Source organism: Limnohabitans sp. MMS-10A-192 (assembly GCF_003063335.1).
Taxonomy (GTDB): Bacteria; Pseudomonadota; Gammaproteobacteria; order Burkholderiales; family Burkholderiaceae_C; genus Limnohabitans_A.
In genome coordinates, this window is record NZ_NERX01000011.1 from 7,501 (window position 1) to 25,016 (window position 17,516).

General features: G+C 58.9%; 10 protein-coding genes, 2 tRNA genes and 2 rRNA genes (1 of these 14 running past the window's edge). 9 read left to right on the forward strand and 5 right to left on the reverse strand.

The window, feature by feature from the left end; all coding sequences use genetic code 11:
• The 4 genes from B9Z43_RS16100 to B9Z43_RS16115 all read right to left on the reverse strand — a co-directional run.
• A 23S ribosomal RNA gene (locus B9Z43_RS16100) occupies positions 1-2,692 on the reverse strand (it extends 185 nt beyond the left edge of the window).
• Between the two features lie 430 nt (positions 2,693-3,122).
• Positions 3,123-3,198: transfer RNA gene (locus B9Z43_RS16105), tRNA-Ala, on the reverse strand.
• Between the two features lie 44 nt (positions 3,199-3,242).
• A tRNA-Ile gene (locus B9Z43_RS16110) sits at positions 3,243-3,319 on the reverse strand.
• Between the two features lie 100 nt (positions 3,320-3,419).
• Positions 3,420-4,954, reverse strand: a 16S ribosomal RNA gene (locus B9Z43_RS16115).
• Together the 16S and 23S rRNA genes with 2 tRNA genes alongside form the textbook arrangement of a ribosomal RNA operon.
• Before the next feature lie 449 nt (positions 4,955-5,403).
• On the opposite strand from B9Z43_RS16115, the gene B9Z43_RS16120 reads away from it, so the two are divergent.
• The 7 genes from B9Z43_RS16120 to B9Z43_RS16150 all read left to right on the forward strand — a co-directional run bounded on the left by B9Z43_RS16120 (position 5,404) and on the right by B9Z43_RS16150 (position 13,089).
• A complete protein-coding gene (locus B9Z43_RS16120; RefSeq protein WP_108326959.1) occupies positions 5,404-7,314 on the forward strand; it encodes an ATP-binding cassette domain-containing protein in 1,911 nt (636 codons plus the stop codon).
• A gap of 63 nt (positions 7,315-7,377) precedes the next feature.
• The gene (locus B9Z43_RS16125) at positions 7,378-7,995 is read left to right on the forward strand and encodes a LysE family translocator (RefSeq protein ID WP_108326960.1); all 618 of its coding nucleotides are present in this window, start codon (positions 7,378-7,380) and stop codon (positions 7,993-7,995) included.
• Between the two features lie 10 nt (positions 7,996-8,005).
• Complete coding sequence (locus tag B9Z43_RS16130; RefSeq protein WP_108326961.1) at positions 8,006-8,917, forward strand: DMT family transporter; 912 nt, start codon at positions 8,006-8,008, stop codon at positions 8,915-8,917.
• Positions 8,918-8,939: 22 nt separating this feature from the next.
• On the forward strand, positions 8,940-10,124 hold the full coding sequence (locus tag B9Z43_RS16135) for a PLP-dependent aminotransferase family protein (protein WP_108326962.1): 1,185 nt from the start codon (positions 8,940-8,942) through the stop codon (positions 10,122-10,124).
• Between the two features lie 21 nt (positions 10,125-10,145).
• Complete coding sequence (locus B9Z43_RS16140; RefSeq protein WP_108326963.1) at positions 10,146-11,072, forward strand: PhzF family phenazine biosynthesis protein; 927 nt, start codon at positions 10,146-10,148, stop codon at positions 11,070-11,072.
• 116 nt (positions 11,073-11,188) lie between these two features.
• A complete protein-coding gene (locus B9Z43_RS16145) occupies positions 11,189-11,863 on the forward strand; it encodes a histidine phosphatase family protein (RefSeq protein WP_108326964.1) in 675 nt (224 codons plus the stop codon).
• Between the two features lie 68 nt (positions 11,864-11,931).
• On the forward strand, positions 11,932-13,089 hold the full coding sequence (locus tag B9Z43_RS16150; protein WP_108326965.1) for a hypothetical protein: 1,158 nt from the start codon (positions 11,932-11,934) through the stop codon (positions 13,087-13,089).
• On the opposite strand, the gene B9Z43_RS16155 is transcribed toward B9Z43_RS16150, so the two are convergent.
• Positions 13,086-13,916 carry a creatininase family protein gene (locus B9Z43_RS16155; RefSeq protein WP_108326966.1) on the reverse strand — a complete coding sequence of 277 codons (831 nt, stop codon included), beginning with the start codon at positions 13,914-13,916 and terminating at the stop codon, positions 13,086-13,088. The genes B9Z43_RS16150 and B9Z43_RS16155 overlap by 4 nt on opposite strands.
• A gap of 86 nt (positions 13,917-14,002) precedes the next feature.
• Between B9Z43_RS16155 and B9Z43_RS16160 the strand changes: the two genes are divergently transcribed.
• Together B9Z43_RS16160 and hemE are read left to right on the forward strand one after the other, a co-directional pair.
• Positions 14,003-16,225: a protein-disulfide reductase DsbD gene (locus B9Z43_RS16160; RefSeq protein ID WP_108326967.1), complete on the forward strand. Its 2,223-nt coding sequence runs from the start codon at positions 14,003-14,005 to the stop codon at positions 16,223-16,225.
• 55 nt (positions 16,226-16,280) lie between these two features.
• Positions 16,281-17,414, forward strand: a complete 1,134-nt coding sequence (hemE, locus tag B9Z43_RS16165; RefSeq protein ID WP_108326968.1) for a uroporphyrinogen decarboxylase — start codon at positions 16,281-16,283, stop codon at positions 17,412-17,414.
• Positions 17,415-17,516 lie beyond the last annotated feature (102 nt).

Genomic DNA, 17,516 nt, shown 5'->3' on the forward strand with positions numbered 1-17,516 from the left:
TCGGCAATGCCACTGGCGTGACAACCGATACACCAGAGGTGTGTCCACTCCGGTCCTCTCGTACTAGGAGCAGGCTTCCTCAAATCTGCAGCGCCCACGGAAGATAGGGACCAAACTGTCTCACGACGTTTTAAACCCAGCTCACGTACCTCTTTAAATGGCGAACAGCCATACCCTTGGGACCGGCTACAGCCCCAGGATGAGATGAGCCGACATCGAGGTGCCAAACACCGCCGTCGATATGAACTCTTGGGCGGTATCAGCCTGTTATCCCCAGAGTACCTTTTATCCGTTGAGCGATGGCCCTTCCATACAGAACCACCGGATCACTATGTCCTACTTTCGTATCTGCTCGACTTGTCAGTCTCGCAGTTAAGCACGCTTATGCCATTGCACTATTATCACGATGTCCGACCGTAACTAGCGTACCTTCGAACTCCTCCGTTACGCTTTGGGAGGAGACCGCCCCAGTCAAACTGCCTACCATGCACTGTCCCCGATCCAGATAATGGACCTAGGTTAGAACCTCAAACACACCAGGGTGGTATTTCAACGTTGGCTCCACCGAGACTAGCGTCCCGGCTTCAAAGCCTCCCACCTATCCTACACAGATCTGTTCAAAGTCCAATACAAAGCTACAGTAAAGGTTCATGGGGTCTTTCCGTCTTTCCGCGGGGAGATTGCATCATCACAAACATTTCAACTTCGCTGAGTCTCAGGAGGAGACAGTGTGGCCATCGTTACGCCATTCGTGCAGGTCGGAACTTACCCGACAAGGAATTTCGCTACCTTAGGACCGTTATAGTTACGGCCGCCGTTTACTGGGACTTCAATCAAGAGCTTGCACCCCATCATTTAATCTTCCAGCACCGGGCAGGCGTCACACCCTATACGTCCACTTTCGTGTTTGCAGAGTGCTGTGTTTTTATTAAACAGTCGCAGCCACCGATTTTTTGCAACCCCATTGGGCTCCCTCTGTTCGAGTTCACCTACTAGGGGCATACCTTCTCCCGAAGTTACGGTATCAATTTGCCGAGTTCCTTCTCCTGAGTTCTCTCAAGCGCCTTAGAATACTCATCTCGCGCACCAGTGTCGGTTTGCGGTACGGTCAATTACAAGCTGAAGCTTAGTGGCTTTTCCTGGAAGCAGGGTATCACTCACTTCGTGTGCAAGCACACTCGTTATCACCCCTCATCTAAGCCCGGCGGATTTGCCTACCGAGCACGACTACAGGCTTGAACCAACATATCCAACAGTTGGCTGAGCTAACCTTCTCCGTCCCCACATCGCACTTGTAATCGGTACAGGAATATTGACCTGTTTCCCATCAGCTACGCATCTCTGCCTCGCCTTAGGGGCCGACTCACTCTACGCCGATGAACGTTGCGTAGAAAACCTTGCGCTTACGGCGAGGGGGCTTTTCACCCCCTTTAACGCTACTCATGTCAGCATTCGCACTTCTGATACCTCCAGCATGCTTTACAACACACCTTCACAGGCCTACAGAACGCTCTCCTACCACTTGCAATAAATTGCAAATCCGCAGCTTCGGTAACTGGCTTAGCCCCGTTACATCTTCCGCGCAGGACGACTCGATCAGTGAGCTATTACGCTTTCTTTAAATGATGGCTGCTTCTAAGCCAACATCCTGACTGTTTTAGCCTTCCCACTTCGTTTCCCACTTAGCCAATTTTAGGGACCTTAGCTGGCGGTCTGGGTTGTTTCCCTCTTGAGTCCGGACGTTAGCACCCGGTGCTCTGTCTCCCAAGCTGTACTCATCGGTATTCGGAGTTTGCCTTGGTTTGGTAAGTCGCCATGACCCCCTAGCCAAAACAGTGCTCTACCCCCGATGGTAATACTTGAGGCACTACCTAAATAGTTTTCGGAGAGAACCAGCTATTTCCAAGTTTGTTTAGCCTTTCACCCCTATCCACAGGTCATCCGCTAATTTTGCAACATTAGTCGGTTCGGACCTCCAGTACCTGTTACGGCACCTTCATCCTGCCCATGGATAGATCACTTGGTTTCGGGTCTACACCCAGCGACTGAACGCCCTATTCGGACTCGATTTCTCTACGGCTTCCCTATTCGGTTAACCTTGCCACTGAATGTAAGTCGCTGACCCATTATACAAAAGGTACGCAGTCACCCTTGCGGGCTCCTACTTTTTGTAAGCATGCGGTTTCAGGATCTATTTCACTCCCCTCCCGGGGTTCTTTTCGCCTTTCCCTCACGGTACTTGTTCACTATCGGTCAATGATGAGTATTTAGCCTTGGAGGATGGTCCCCCCATATTCAGACAGGATTTCTCGTGTCCCGCCCTACTTGTCGTTAGCTCAGTACCACACATTTGTTTTCGCATACGGGACTATCACCCACTATGGTCGGCCTTTCCATGCCGCTTTGCTAACAATTGCGCTATCACTAACAGGCTCTTCCGATTTCGCTCGCCACTACTTTCGGAATCTCGGTTGATGTCTTTTCCTCGAGCTACTGAGATGTTTCAGTTCACCCGGTTCGCCTCGCATGACTATGTATTCATCATGCGATACCCCTAAGGGTGGGTTTCCCCATTCAGAAATCTCCGGATCAAAGCTTATTTGCCAGCTCCCCGAAGCTTATCGCAGGCTTTCACGTCTTTCGTCGCCTATCATTGCCAAGGCATCCACCACATGCTCTTAGTCACTTGACCCTATAACTTTGAACTCTCTTATCGAGAACCCATCGTTATTTCAAGGACTGTCTGTCAGGTCTTTCACCTGACGCGTTATGCCGTAATATGAATAATTCCTCAACACCGGATGTTTCCATCCAATATTAAAAGAACAATTCGTCATTACTTGAATTTCAAACGTCGTTTGAATATTCGTTTTGACGCAATCAAAAAATTGTCACCAGGGGCACGGTCCGCACTAAACCTTTACGAATGTGCGGTTTCCCCTGGCAACTCTGATTCGACTCTATGAATTTTTAAAGAACAGCCGTGTGTCTTTCGACACTTGTTAATCGATCAATATCAATCAACACAAAAACAGCCTTTGCAATCTCTTGCCAAGCAGCTTTTGTTTTGAATGAACAATTTTCGGAATCTTTTTCAGACTCCATCAGCATTCGATAAGTGATGGTGGAGGATGACGGGATCGAACCGACGACCCCCTGCTTGCAAAGCAGGTGCTCTCCCAGCTGAGCTAATCCCCCAATATTCAACCTAAGCGCTTTTCAGCACTTGTCCTCAGAAGGATTGGTGGGTCTGGTTGGTCTCGAACCAACGACCCCTGCGTTATCAACACAGTGCTCTAACCAACTGAGCTACAGACCCAAGCCGGTCACCAATGACCAGGCATGAAGCCTTAGCCGTCAGCGACAACCTTCCAACAACCGATAAGTGTGAGCGTTCAATTTAAATTGCAGTTTTCCAGAAAGGAGGTGATCCAGCCGCACCTTCCGATACGGCTACCTTGTTACGACTTCACCCCAGTCACGAACCCCGCCGTGGTAATCGCCCTCCTTGCGGTTAGGCTAACTACTTCTGGCGAGACCCGCTCCCATGGTGTGACGGGCGGTGTGTACAAGACCCGGGAACGTATTCACCGTGACATTCTGATCCACGATTACTAGCGATTCCGACTTCACGCAGTCGAGTTGCAGACTGCGATCCGGACTACGACTGGTTTTATGGGATTAGCTCCCCCTCGCGGGTTGGCAACCCTTTGTACCAGCCATTGTATGACGTGTGTAGCCCCACCTATAAGGGCCATGAGGACTTGACGTCATCCCCACCTTCCTCCGGTTTGTCACCGGCAGTCTCATTAGAGTGCCCAACTGAATGTAGCAACTAATGACAAGGGTTGCGCTCGTTGCGGGACTTAACCCAACATCTCACGACACGAGCTGACGACAGCCATGCAGCACCTGTGTTACGGCTCTCTTTCGAGCACGAAGCTATCTCTAGCGACTTCCGTACATGTCAAAGGTGGGTAAGGTTTTTCGCGTTGCATCGAATTAAACCACATCATCCACCGCTTGTGCGGGTCCCCGTCAATTCCTTTGAGTTTCAACCTTGCGGCCGTACTCCCCAGGCGGTCAACTTCACGCGTTAGCTTCGTTACTGAGTCAGTGAAGACCCAACAACCAGTTGACATCGTTTAGGGCGTGGACTACCAGGGTATCTAATCCTGTTTGCTCCCCACGCTTTCGTGCATGAGCGTCAGTACAGGTCCAGGGGATTGCCTTCGCCATCGGTGTTCCTCCGCATATCTACGCATTTCACTGCTACACGCGGAATTCCATCCCCCTCTACCGTACTCTAGCTATACAGTCACAAATGCAGTTCCCAGGTTGAGCCCGGGGATTTCACATCTGTCTTATATAACCGCCTGCGCACGCTTTACGCCCAGTAATTCCGATTAACGCTTGCACCCTACGTATTACCGCGGCTGCTGGCACGTAGTTAGCCGGTGCTTATTCTTACGGTACCGTCATGAGCCCCTCGTATTAAGAGAGACCTTTTCGTTCCGTACAAAAGCAGTTTACAACCCGAGGGCCTTCATCCTGCACGCGGACTGGCTGGATCCGACTTGCGTCCATTGTCCAAAATTCCCCACTGCTGCCTCCCGTAGGAGTCTGGACCGTGTCTCAGTTCCAGTGTGGCTGGTCGTCCTCTCAGACCAGCTACAGATCGTTGGCTTGGTGAGCCTTTACCCCACCAACTACCTAATCTGATATCGGCCGCTCCAATCGCGCGAGGTCTTGCGATCCCCCGCTTTCATCCATAGATCGTATGCGGTATTAGCGTAACTTTCGCTACGTTATCCCCCACGACTGGGCACGTTCCGATATATTACTCACCCGTTCGCCACTCGCCACCAGACCGAAGTCCGTGCTGCCGTTCGACTTGCATGTGTAAAGCATTCCGCCAGCGTTCAATCTGAGCCAGGATCAAACTCTATAGTTCGATCTTGATTTTTTTCGCTCTTTCGAGCAACTCATAAATTGGAATCGACGCGAACATCATTTCTGATATCCACATCTTTTTTACTTCATGAGCGTTTGTTAGCTAATTAAAGCTAAGTTCCAAAGAACTTGGCAATTACCATCAAACGCCCACGCTTATCGGCTGTATATTTTTAAAGAACCCAAGCAGCTTAGAGCCACTTTGCTTGCCTCGCTGCGATCAGCGAAGCCTTGAATTATGACACAGTTTTCAACGCCGCGTCAAGTTTTTGAAAATTTTTTTGATCATCAAGATCTTCTCAAAAACCTCTTTGCTGCCTGCATTTGCTCTCTTTCGAAAGCTGCTTTGCGTGCAGCGAAGCCCTCGATTATGACACAGTTTTTTAGCCTCCAACCAGCTTTTTGAATTTTCCGCCATTTTTTTGTACCTACGCCCCGGATAATGGGTCCATGGCTTTACTCACACTCTTGAACGCATCACTGGCTTTTGGCCATGTCGCACTCCTCGATCACGCTGACTTCTCTTTGGAGACGTCCGAGCGCATCGGCTTGATTGGTCGCAACGGCACGGGCAAATCGTCCCTGCTCAAAATCCTGGCGGGCATGGAGCGCCCCGATGACGGCAATCTGCATGTGCAGCAGGGCGTTCGTATCGCTTATGTGGCGCAAGAACCCTTGTTGATGCCTGAGCACACCATCTTTGAATCTGTCCGCGAGGGTCTGGCAGACGTTGTGCAATGGATTGACGATTACACGCACAGCCGTGGCGACCTGGACACATTGCAAGGCCAAATCGAATCTCGCGACGGCTGGGGCTGGGAGCAACGGCTGGACGAAACCCTGCAGCGCCTGCAATTGGACCCCAATGCAGTCGTTCAATCCCTGTCTGGCGGCATGCGCAAGCGTGTGGCCCTGGCGCAAGCCTTGGTGACCCGTCCTGATGTGCTCTTATTGGATGAGCCCACCAACCACCTGGACCTGAACGCCATCACCTGGCTGGAAGACCTGTTGATCGACTTCAAAGGCAGCGTGATCGCCATTACACACGACCGGGCGTTTCTGGACCGCATTGCAACCCGGATTGTCGAACTGGACCGAGGCAAGCTGCGGCCCTACCCGGGCAACTACGCCGCCTACCAAGTGCAAAAAGAAGAGCAACTTGCGCAGGAAGCTGTGATTCAGGCCAAAGCCGACAAACTGCTGGCCCAAGAAGAGATCTGGATTCGCAAAGGCGTGGAAGCGCGCCGCACCCGCAGCCAAAGCCGGATCACGCGGCTGCAAAACCTGCGCGGCGAGCGCGCTGCACGTCGTGAAAAAGTGGGCAACGTGAAGATGGAAGTGGCCTCTGGCGTGCCGAGCGGCAAGCTGGTGGCCGAACTGACCGATGTGAGCAAGAGCTTCACCCAACCCGACGGCTCGGTGCGCACCGTGATCCAGAAATTCACCGGCACCTTGCTGCGCGGAGACAAGATCGGCTTGCTGGGTCCCAACGGCGCAGGCAAAACCACCTTGCTCAAATTGATCTTGGGCGAACTCGAAGCCGACAGCGGTGAAGTACGACGCGGCAGCAAACTCGAAGTGGCCTACTTCGACCAGATGCGTGACGCCTTGGACCTCAACGCCACGCTGGAAGACTTCATCAGCCCCGGCAGCGAATGGATCGAGATCGGCAACAAGCGCCAGCACGTCAAGAGCTATTTGGGCGACTTCTTGTTCTCGCCCGCACGCGCCACCTCGCCGGTGCGGTCTTTGTCGGGTGGCGAGCGCAACCGTCTGCTGTTGGCCCGCTTGTTTGCGCGACCAGCCAACGTGCTGGTGCTGGACGAACCGACCAACGACCTGGACATCGAAACCCTGGAGCTGCTCGAAGAGCTGCTGCAAACCTACGAAGGCACTGTTTTCTTGGTCAGCCACGACCGCGCCTTCATGGACAACGTGGTCACCGGCATCATCGCCTGCGAAAGTGCCCCGGACCAGCCCGGCTTCTGGCGCGAATACGAGGGCTCGGTGCAAGACTGGCTGATCCAGTCGCAACGCAGCCAGGCCATCCGCGCACAAGCCGCGCAACGCAGTGGCAACGCAGTTGCTACGCCAGCACCTGCAGCACCCGTTGTCGCGACGCCAGCTGCCGCACCCGCTCGCAGCAAGCTCAGCTACAAAGAGCAACGGGAGCTGGCCGAATTGCCCGCCAAGATCGAGGCGCTGGAAAAAGAACAGGCTGAAGCCCGTGCGCAACTGGCGGACGGCAGCATCTACCAGCGCGACGCGGGATTGGCACAGCAACTGTTCAAGCGCGACGCCGAGATCGACGACGTGTTGCTGGCCGCCATGGAGCGCTGGGAAATCCTGTCCGCACGCTGACGCTGTCAAGGGCAGTCCAAACGGCGACCCTCATGGAAGCCTGTTGGCACTACATTCACAGGCATGAACTCTTCTGAACTCAGCGCACTGTTGGTGTTGGCCACCGTGAGCAGCTTCACCCCGGGGCCCAACACCGCATTGTCCACCGCCATGGCCGCCAACCACGGCCTGCGCCGGGCCATGCGGTTTGTGTGCGCAGTGCCAGTGGGCTGGGGCATTTTGTTCGTGCTGTGTGCCACCGGCTTGGGTGGCTTGGTCGTCGCTTTTCCGCCCTTGCGCTGGGGCATCGTGGTGCTGGGCAATGGGTATTTGCTGTGGCTCGCCTCACGGCTGTGGGGCAGTGGCAGCTTGCAGCAAGCCGACAGCGCCAAGCTGCAAGTGGGCTTTGTGCAAGGCGTGGGCTTGCAGTTTCTCAACATCAAAGCCTGGATGCTGGCCTTGGCCATCGTGGCCGGCTGGGTGGCCGGGCGTGAAGACGCCACCGCCCGCACACTGGTGCTGCTGCCCATCATGGTGGCCTATGGTTTTTTCAGCAACCTGACCTACGCAATCGCGGGCTCCATGCTGCGCCACTGGCTGGCACATGGCCGCCGCTTGCTGGTGTTCAACCGCTGCATGGCCGTGGCGCTGCTGGCCACTGTGGTCTGGCTGCTGAATGGTTTGCGCGCCACCGGTGCATGAAGGCGTCCCCATGCACGACGTGAAAGCACAAACCCAAGGCCTGTGGTTGGGCCTGCTGGGCGTGGTGATCTTTGCCCTCACTTTGCCCATGACACGGCTGGCCACCGGCACGGTCGATGCTCCACAACTGTCGCCCTGGTTTGTAACCTGGGGGCGGGCCGCGCTGGCCGGGGTGCTGTCGGGCATCTACCTGTTGGCCGTGCATGCCCCTTGGCCAATCGCTGCACAACGCGGGCCCTTGTATTTATCACTGGCGGGCAACGTGATCGGCTACCCGCTGCTGCTGGGCTGGGCCCTGCGGCACGTCACGGCCAGCCACGCTGCCGTCATCACCGCCTTGTTGCCCCTGGCCACAGCTGCGGCAGCGGCTTGGCTCATGCACCAGCGGGCACGCCTGGGATTTTGGATATTTGCCGGTTTGGGCAGTGCGCTGGTCGCGGTCTACAGCGTGCTGCGCGCTATTCAAATGGGGCATGGTTTTGGCCTGACCTGGGCCGACACCCTGCTCCTGGGCGCAGTGGTTGCCGCCTCGCTGGGTTATGTGGCCGGGGCCAAAGTCACCGCCAGTCTGGGTGCTGAAAAAGTCATCAGCTGGGTCTGCGTGATGGCGCTGCCCATCACATTGCCCGGTACTTGGCTCACCTGGCCCACACAGCCGATCGCCACCACCTCATGGCTGGCCTTGCTGTACGTCGGGGTGTTCTCGATGTGGGCCGGGTTTTTCGCTTGGTTTCGGGGCCTGTCCATGGGCGGTCCGCTGCGTGTGAGCCAACTGCAATTGCTGCAGCCCTTCATCAGCATTCTGGCCGCCGTCCCTTTGCTGGGAGAATCACTGGATGCGATGACCCTGGGCTTTGCCCTGCTGGTCGTGCTCACCGTCTTCATGGGGCGGCGCATGGCCAAGGCCCCAGCCACCCGATAAACACACATCACGGAGCAAACAAATGAACTGGAACCTGGCCCGACGCGCCGACAAGATGAACCCCTCGGTGATCCGCGAGATCCTGAAAGTCACCGAAAAACCCGGCATCATCAGTTTTGCGGGTGGTCTGCCCTCGCCCCTGACTTTCCCGATCGACGCCATGCGCGAAGCCAGCGAGCGCGTGCTGCGGGACGACGGCAAAGCCGCCTTGCAATACGCGGCCAGCGAAGGCTACGCCCCCTTGCGCGAATGGGTCGCGCAAGACCTGCTCAAACAAGGCATGTGCGTTGACCCCGACCAGGTGCTGATCACCACCGGCAGCCAGCAAGGCCTGGACCTGGTCGCCAAAATCCTGATCGACGCGGGCAGCCGCATTCTGGTGGAAACGCCCACCTACCTGGGCGCACTGCAAGCCTTCACGCCCATGGAGCCTGTGGCCGTGTCGGTCAACAGCGACGACCACGGCGTGGACCCGACCGACCTGCGCGCCAAAGTCGGCACCGGGGCTGACAAAGCGCGCTTTGTGTACCTGCTGCCCAACTTCCAGAACCCCACCGGCCGCACCATGACCGAAGAACGCCGCGCCGCCGTGGCGCAGGTGGCTGTCGAGTCTGGTCTGCCGATCATCGAAGACAACCCCTACGGCGACCTGTGGTTTGACGAACAACCTGCCCCATCGCTGAGTTCACGCCACCCCGAGGGCAGCGTTTATCTGGGCTCCTTCTCCAAAATTTTGGCCCCCGGCCTGCGTCTGGGCTATTTGGTTGCGCCCAAGGCCCTGTACCCCAAACTGCTGCAAGCCAAACAAGCGGCCGACCTGCACACGCCCAGCTTCAACCAGCGCGTGGTGGCCGAAGTGCTCAAAGACGGCTTCATCGACCGCCATGTGCCCACCATCCGCGCGCTTTACAAACAGCAGTGCGAAGCGATGCTGGCCGCGCTTGACCGCGAAATGGCAGGCCTGGGCCTCTCCTGGAACCGCCCGGTGGGCGGCATGTTCCTGTGGGTGCAACTGCCCCAGGGCCTCAAAGCCATTCCACTGCTGGACAAAGCCGTCGAAAAAGGCGTGGCCTTTGTGCCAGGCTCGGCGTTTTACGCTGGGGCCGCCAACGAAAACACCTTGCGCCTGTCGTTTGTGACCGCCACCGTGGACCAGATCAACACCGGCATGGCCGCGCTGGCAGCTGCGATCCGCGAATCGCTTTGACCGCCTGAACTGAACCGCACGATGCAAGCCCGCACTTTCCAGCAAGTGGATGTCTTCACCGACACCGCCTTCTTGGGCAACCCGCTGGCCGTGGTGCTCGACGGCACGGGCCTGAGCGACGCGCAAATGCAAAGCTTCGCCCGCTGGACACAGCTGAGCGAAACCACCTTTGTGCTGCCGCCCACGCCCGAGGGCGCTGCAGGCGGGGCCGACTACCGGGTGCGCATCTTCACGCCCGGCATGGAGTTGCCGTTTGCGGGCCACCCGACCTTGGGCACGGCGCATGCTTGGCTGAGCGTAGGCGGCCAGCCCCGGCAAAGCGGGCAGCTGGTGCAGGAATGCGGCGTTGGCCTGGTGACTTTGAAGCAGCTTGGCGAGCGCTGGGCTTTTGCAGCGCCACCGCTGAGCCGCTCGGACATCTCGGCCGAAGATCTCGGCCCGGTGCTGGCCGCGTTAGGACTGGACGCCTCGGAAGTGATAGCCGCCCAAAGCCTGAACAACGGCCCGCACTGGCTGGGTCTGCTGGTAGACAGTGTGGACACAGTGCTGGCCCTGGAACCCGACCACGCCGCCCTGAAAAAGCTGGGCACCAAAGTCGGCGTGGCGGCCCGCAGGCCAGCGCCAGCGGGAGGCCTGATACGCCGCGCCAACCGCGAAGCGCGGGCCTTCACGGCTTCCAACACCCGCATCGCCAACGACCCGACCGATCTGGAAGTGCGCGCCTTCGCCGCCCCCGTGGGCGTGGCCGAAGACCCGGTGACGGGCAGCCTGAACGCATCGCTGGCCCAATGGCTGATGGCCGATGGCCACATGCCCGGCACTTACAGCGCACGCCAGGGCACGGTGCTGGGGCGTGCCGGACAGGTGTTTTTGTCGCAAGACACGCAAGCCCAGGTCTGGGTCGGCGGCGATGTGGTCGGCTGCATTCAAGGCACAGTGAACTTGTGAGTCCGGCGTGTGCCGCTGCACAGCGGCCCGTTGGTGCCGGAACCAGGCCCTAAAGCTCTGCCGCTGATCACCCCAGCGACAGGCGCCAGAGTCCGGTCTGCGCACAATCGCAGCCCATGGGAACACTCTATTTGGTCCGCCATGGACAAGCCTCTTTCGGGGCCGATGACTACGATCAACTCAGCCCACTGGGTCGCCAGCAAGCCGTGCGCTTGGGCGAATACCTGAGGCCCAAATTGCAGGGCCAACCCATCGAGGCCGTGATGATGGGCAGCTTGAAGCGCCACCGCCAAACCTGGGAAGGCATTGCCGAAGGCGCAGGCTTGCCCCACACGCCCTCGGTCTGGCCGGGCCTGAACGAATACGACAGCCACGCGTTGATCGAAGCCATCCACCCTGAGCCGCTGGCCAAACCCGACACCCCCGAGCTGTATCGCCACCACTTTCGCCTGCTGCGCGATGCACTGCAGGCCTGGATGGCCGGCCGCACCCAGCCACGCGGCATGCCCAGTTATGCAGACTTTGTGGGTGGCATCGAAGCCGCGCTTGACCATGTGCGGCAAAACCACTCAGGCGACGTGATGATCGTGTCCAGTGGCGGCCCCATCTCGACCGCGGTGGGCCGCGTGTTGGGCACCCCGCCGGAGACCACCATCGAGCTGAACCTGCGCATCCGCAACACGGCCCTGACCGAGTTTGTGTTCAATCCCAAACGGCACATGCTGCTGACTTACAACACACTGCCGCATCTGGATGCTGAGGCTTACACCAATTGGGTCACTTTCGCCTGATGCCCAGGACCACGAACAGGTGTAATCCCTAGGCAATACCCCTACTGCAGACGTGCACAATGGTCTGCATGAATTGTTCGACCGCTTGGGCGGCCCTCAAGACACTTGAAGGCGGCATCCAGCTCTCTCTCCAAGAAGAATCCAGCGCACAACAAGCCGCGCAGGAATTGGCTGCGTGGCTGTCCAAACTTCAGCTTGAAGATGCCGTTCAAACGCTGTTGATACCCAATGACACCGAGACCACACTGGTCTGCACCTTGCGCCCCGAGATCCAGCAAGCCTGGATGCCAGAGCACGACACCCTGTCATTACACCAAGGCTTGGCGCACCTTGGCATTGCCCAAGATCCGGTCAGTCTGGACCGTGAAATACTGGTGGCGCTGCTGGGATCGCCTTGTCGATTCAAATTTGCGGACCTCGGCGCGCTGGCTTCTCATGTCCGGGTGAGGCGACACATGACGCTGGCCGCCCGCAAAACCGCATTGGCCTTCAAAACCGAAGCGGCCGAACGGCCCGAACGTTACTGGCACTACGACGAAGAGCATGGCTTCATCCTTCAACCTGGCGTGTGCCTGATCGATGCACTGATCAGCGCCACGCAACCCGAAGTCACAGGCAGGCTGTATGACTTTTCGTGCTACCGGGCCAGCGAATACGTGATTTTGTTGGGCATTGCACAAGAGCTCAAAGAGCACCACCCCCATCTCTTGCTAGAACTGCAAAAAACCAACGAACGCCACGCCATCCGATCGGGCCAGTTCCATGACGTTTTTCTCATCGAATATGGCAGCATGGACAAGCCGCTGCCCACGCGCTATTACGTACCCGGCGATCGCCTGTGGTTTCGCAACCCGGACGAACGCTCATCGGACGTGATGGGTTACGAAGGCTCCTGGGTCATCTACATGGGCGGTGGTTTATTCAGCAACTTCTGGGAACGTGACAAACCCTTCACACTGGAATCCAAGGCCATTGAGATCTACCACTGGCGCGACGGCGTTCACACCGATGCCCAAGGTCAATTGCAGATGAACGAACACGTGGTGGCGCAGCATGTGGCCCAAACCTGCGCCAGCCCACAAGCAACACAAGACGTGCTGTCCCGGATGTTGCGCATGCGCGATCCGCAAGGGGTTTACGCCAGCGGCGGCTGCATCGACTCCACCCGGGAATACCCACGCGGCGTGAGCAGTCAACACTGCGAGCTGGTTTTGCCCGTTTTTTAAGCGCCGATCCGATCGGTCAAAGTATCCGGTGGCAACTGGTCCATTTCGACCAGCAACTGCGCCAAGGCGCGGCCCGCGGCCTCGCGCAAGGCTTGACCCTTTTCAACCGTGGCCAAGCGCGCATTGCCTGCTGCGCCATGGGGGTTGTAATCCTGCATTTGCCAGCCCAGCTTGGCACTGCGACCATTGCCCAAAATCTCAAAACGCTCAGCGCGGTCCTGCGATGAAGATCGAAAGTTTTGCGCCGCATCCATGCGCACCCGCTCTGGGCGCAAAGCACGCATCATGGAAGTTTCAACATCGCCGGCATGCACTCCAAACCGCTGCTCCTCGGCGCTGAACAAAGCATTGACATCCTGGCCTTGGGCGTCAATCAAGGGCAAGTTGAACCAGCTCACGCTGTAGACCAACATGTCCAGACGGGCACGCAAGTCACGCGCCACCAAGTCCATCACGCTGACCTGGCCGCCATGGGCATTGAACAGCACCAGTTTGCGCACACCGCTGGCGGCCACCGACTCGCCAATGTCGGTCCACAAGCGCACGATGGTTTCGGATTTCAGCGTCAAGGTCCCGGCAAAGCGGGCGTGCTCCGGGCTGAAGCCCACCGATTGGGTCGGCAAAAACAGCACCGACAAATCGGCGGGCAAATGCGGCAAGCTGGCGGCCACCACCCCCTCCACCAAATCGGTGTCCACCGACAGCGGCAAGTGCGGCCCATGCTGCTCGGTCGCGGCCACAGGCAAGACCGCAATGGTGCGGTCCAGCGCCAGCGTGGCGAAGTCGGTGGTGGTCAGGTCGGCCCAAAAACGGCAAGGGGTATGCATGGGTGCATCTTAATGGAGCCCGGCCCCTCGGTGTACAGTGCCACTTTCCATGAAGCGCGCTGGTCACGGCAGCGCTGTGCTCCTACATGCTGAACCCCTTCTCGCTTTTCCTGTCGGCTTTGCGCACCTCGCGCCTTTCCTCGGCTTGCTGCATCGCTGCGCTCTGGTGTGGACTGGCCGCCCCCGTTCACGCCCAAGTGCCCGGCGCCACCTTCAAAACCGAGCAAGTCCGCGCGGAGTTGCTTGCACACGCACCGCAAGGCCTTCAGGCGGGCCAGACCTTCTGGCTGGGCCTGCAAATCGTGCACCAAACGCATTGGCACACCTATTGGCAAAACCCCGGCGACTCTGGCCTGCCTACGCGGCTGCAATGGAAGTTGCCTGCGGGACTGCAAGTGGGCGAGATCGCTTGGCCCTTGCCCAAGAAAATCCCGATCGGCACCCTGGCCAACTATGGCTATGAAAACACGGTGCTGCTGCCGGTGTCCGTGAACGTTGGCCCCGACTTCAAAGCGCCCGTGGTGGGCCCGGTGAAAATCCAGCTGCAGGCCGAATGGCTGGTCTGCCGCGAAGCGTGCATTCCTCAAGAGGGACAGTTTGAGCTGAGCTTGCCTGCCCAAGGCGCCACCGCCTTGCATGGCGATCTGTTTGACGCGGCTCAAAAGCAAAGCCCACAAAGCCTCAAAGGCTCGCACACAGCCAACGTTTCTGCCGATGGGCGCACCGTGACGCTCAGCATCGAAGCCCTGCCGCCTGCGTGGCGCGGTCAAACCCTGAGCCTGTTCCCCGTCACGGCCAATGTGGTGAACAACGCCGCCGTGCAGGGCAAAACCTGGACCCAAAGCTGGCAAGGCGACCGCTGGACGGCGCAAATGCCGGTGTCCGATGAGCGCAGCGAAAGCCCCGCCCTCATGCGCTGGGTGATCGCCGCAGGCCCAGAAACGGCGCCTCGCGCCCCGGCTTTTGAAGTGGACACCCCTGTCAAGGGCGCCTGGCCCGCCTTGGCCCAAGCCAGCGCCAGCGTGTCGCCGGCCTTGGCCCAAGCCCTGAAAGACAACGCCAAAGCCCCGCCACCGCACAGCGGCAGCTGGGGCAGCCTGCTCTTGGCCCTTGTGGGCGCCTTCGTGGGCGGTTTGCTGCTGAACCTCATGCCTTGCGTCTTCCCGGTGCTGGCCATCAAGGTGCTGGGCTTTGCCCAACCTGGCCAAGGCCGCGCAGACCACCGCGCTGCAGGCCTGGCCTACACCGTGGGTGTGGTGCTCTCGTTCTTGTTGCTGGGCGGGCTGCTGCTGGGCTTGCGCGCAGCGGGCGAACAACTGGGCTGGGGGTTTCAACTGCAATCACCGGCTGTGGTCGCAGGTCTGGCCCTGCTGTTCACCTTGCTCGGCCTGAACCTGGCGGGTGTTTTTGAATTTGGCCAAATGGTGCCCAGCCGCCTGGCCAGCTGGCAAAGCCGCCACACCACCGTCAACGCCGGTCTGTCAGGTGTTTTGGCGGTCGCGGTGGCCTCACCTTGCACCGCCCCCTTCATGGGCACATCGCTGGGACTGGCCATCGCTTTGCCCGCATGGCAAGCCTTGGCCGTCTTTGTCGCCATGGGCCTGGGCATGGCTTTGCCCTATTTGGCGGCCAGTTTCTGGCCTGCCGTGGCGCGGGCCTTGCCAAGGCCCGGCGCGTGGATGGTGGTGTTCCGTCAGGCCATGGCCTTCCCGATGTTCGCCACCGTGATCTGGTTGTTGTGGGTGCTCGGTCAACAAGCGGGCATCGACGGGGCAACCGGCCTGCTGGCGCTGCTGCTGTGTGTGGCGTTTGGCGCGTGGTCCCTGGGTTTGCAGGGCCGTGCCCGCTGGGGCTTGAGCGCCTTGGCTTTGCTCGCCCTCGCATGGCTGACGCTCAGCGTGCTGCCCGCCGCCTTGCGTGAAGCGCCGTCCAGCCAGGCGACCCACAGCGAAACCGCCACCGCATCAGCACCCCGCTGGCAAGCCTGGTCCGAAGCCCGTGTGCAGTCCGAACTGGCCGCAGGGCGTCCGGTCTTTGTGGACTTCACGGCCGCCTGGTGCGTGACCTGTCAATACAACAAGAAAACCACCTTGTCCGATACCGCCTTGCTGGCCGACTTGGACGCACGCCAAGTCGTGCTGCTGCGCGCCGACTGGACGCGCCGCGATGCGGCCATCACGCAAGCGCTGACGGCTTTGGGCCGCAGTGGCGTGCCGGTGTATGCCTTGTACGCACCCGGCCGTGCACCGGTGTTGCTGTCCGAATTGCCCTCCGTGGCCGAGGTTCAGCAAGCCCTGCGGAGTTTGTGAGCAGCTGCCCGGCCCTGCCGGGTGAGGGCGCAGGCAGTCCTGCGACAATCGAGGGATGAGCACAAGTCCTTCCTCCTCTTCATTCGCCCCCCTGGTCAACGACACGTTCTTGCGCGCCTGCCTGCGCCAAGCCACCGACCACACCCCCATCTGGTTGATGCGCCAGGCGGGTCGCTACTTGCCCGAATACTGCGCCACCCGCGCCAAGGCCGGCAGCTTCATGGGCCTGGCCACCAACGTGGATTACGCCACCGAAGTGACCTTGCAGCCGCTGGAGCGCTACGCTTTTGACGCCGCCATTTTGTTCAGCGACATCCTGACGGTGCCCGATGCCATGGGCCTGGGTCTGTCATTTGCCCAGGGCGAAGGCCCACGCTTTGCCAAAAACGTGCGCGACGAAGCGGCCGTGGCCGAGCTGGCCGTGCCTGACATGAACAAGCTGCGCTACGTGTTCGACGCCGTCACCAGCATCCGCAAAGCGTTGAACGGTCGCGTGCCGCTGATCGGCTTTTCGGGCAGCCCCTGGACGCTGGCTTGCTACATGGTCGAGGGCAAGGGGTCTGATGACTACCGTCAGGTCAAAAGCCTGATGTACAGCCGCCCCGACCTGATGCACCGCATTTTGGAGATCAACGCCGACGCCGTGGCCCTGTACCTGAACACCCAGATCGAAGCGGGCGCACAAGCGGCCATGATTTTCGACAGCTGGGGCGGCGTGCTGGCCGATGGTGCCTTCCAGGAATTCAGCCTGGCCTACACGGCCCGCGTGCTGAGCCAGCTCAAGACCGAGCACAACGGCCAGCGCATCCCCAGCATCGTCTTTACCAAAGGCGGCGGATTGTGGTTGCCCGAGATGGCGGGTCTGAACTGCGATGTGCTGGGCCTGGACTGGACCATGAACCTGGGCCGTGCGCGTGCTTTGGTGGGCGGCCAAGTCGGCGGCGCCGGCAAAGCCCTGCAAGGCAACATCGACCCGAATGTGCTGTTTGCACCACCCGAGCAGATCGCCAAAGAGGCGCGCCGCGTGCTCGACAGCTTCGGCACGCCGCACGCGGACAGCACACAAACCGGCCCCACGCACATCTTCAACCTGGGGCACGGCATCAGCCAGTTCACCTCGCCCGAACATGTCTCGGCCCTGGTAGAAGCGGTGCACCAGCACTCTCGCCATTTGCGCTCGGCGGCTTAAATGTCTGGCTAGCATAAAAAACAAGCTCCAAATGCCATTTTTTTAGCAAATAAATGCATTTGGATGCTTGACTTATGCACAAAAATTCAAACCGCTCCTGGC

Coding starts and splice junctions, on each gene's coding strand:
- B9Z43_RS16120 (WP_108326959.1), top strand. CDS start 5,404: ATGGCTTTACTCACACTCTTGAACGCATCACTGGCTTTTGGCCATGTC.
- B9Z43_RS16125 (WP_108326960.1), top strand. CDS start 7,378: ATGAACTCTTCTGAACTCAGCGCACTGTTGGTGTTGGCCACCGTGAGC.
- B9Z43_RS16130 (WP_108326961.1), top strand. CDS start 8,006: ATGCACGACGTGAAAGCACAAACCCAAGGCCTGTGGTTGGGCCTGCTG.
- B9Z43_RS16135 (WP_108326962.1), top strand. CDS start 8,940: ATGAACTGGAACCTGGCCCGACGCGCCGACAAGATGAACCCCTCGGTG.
- B9Z43_RS16140 (WP_108326963.1), top strand. CDS start 10,146: ATGCAAGCCCGCACTTTCCAGCAAGTGGATGTCTTCACCGACACCGCC.
- B9Z43_RS16145 (WP_108326964.1), top strand. CDS start 11,189: ATGGGAACACTCTATTTGGTCCGCCATGGACAAGCCTCTTTCGGGGCC.
- B9Z43_RS16150 (WP_108326965.1), top strand. CDS start 11,932: ATGAATTGTTCGACCGCTTGGGCGGCCCTCAAGACACTTGAAGGCGGC.
- B9Z43_RS16155 (WP_108326966.1), bottom strand. CDS start 13,916: ATGCATACCCCTTGCCGTTTTTGGGCCGACCTGACCACCACCGACTTC.
- B9Z43_RS16160 (WP_108326967.1), top strand. CDS start 14,003: ATGCTGAACCCCTTCTCGCTTTTCCTGTCGGCTTTGCGCACCTCGCGC.
- hemE (WP_108326968.1), top strand. CDS start 16,281: ATGAGCACAAGTCCTTCCTCCTCTTCATTCGCCCCCCTGGTCAACGAC.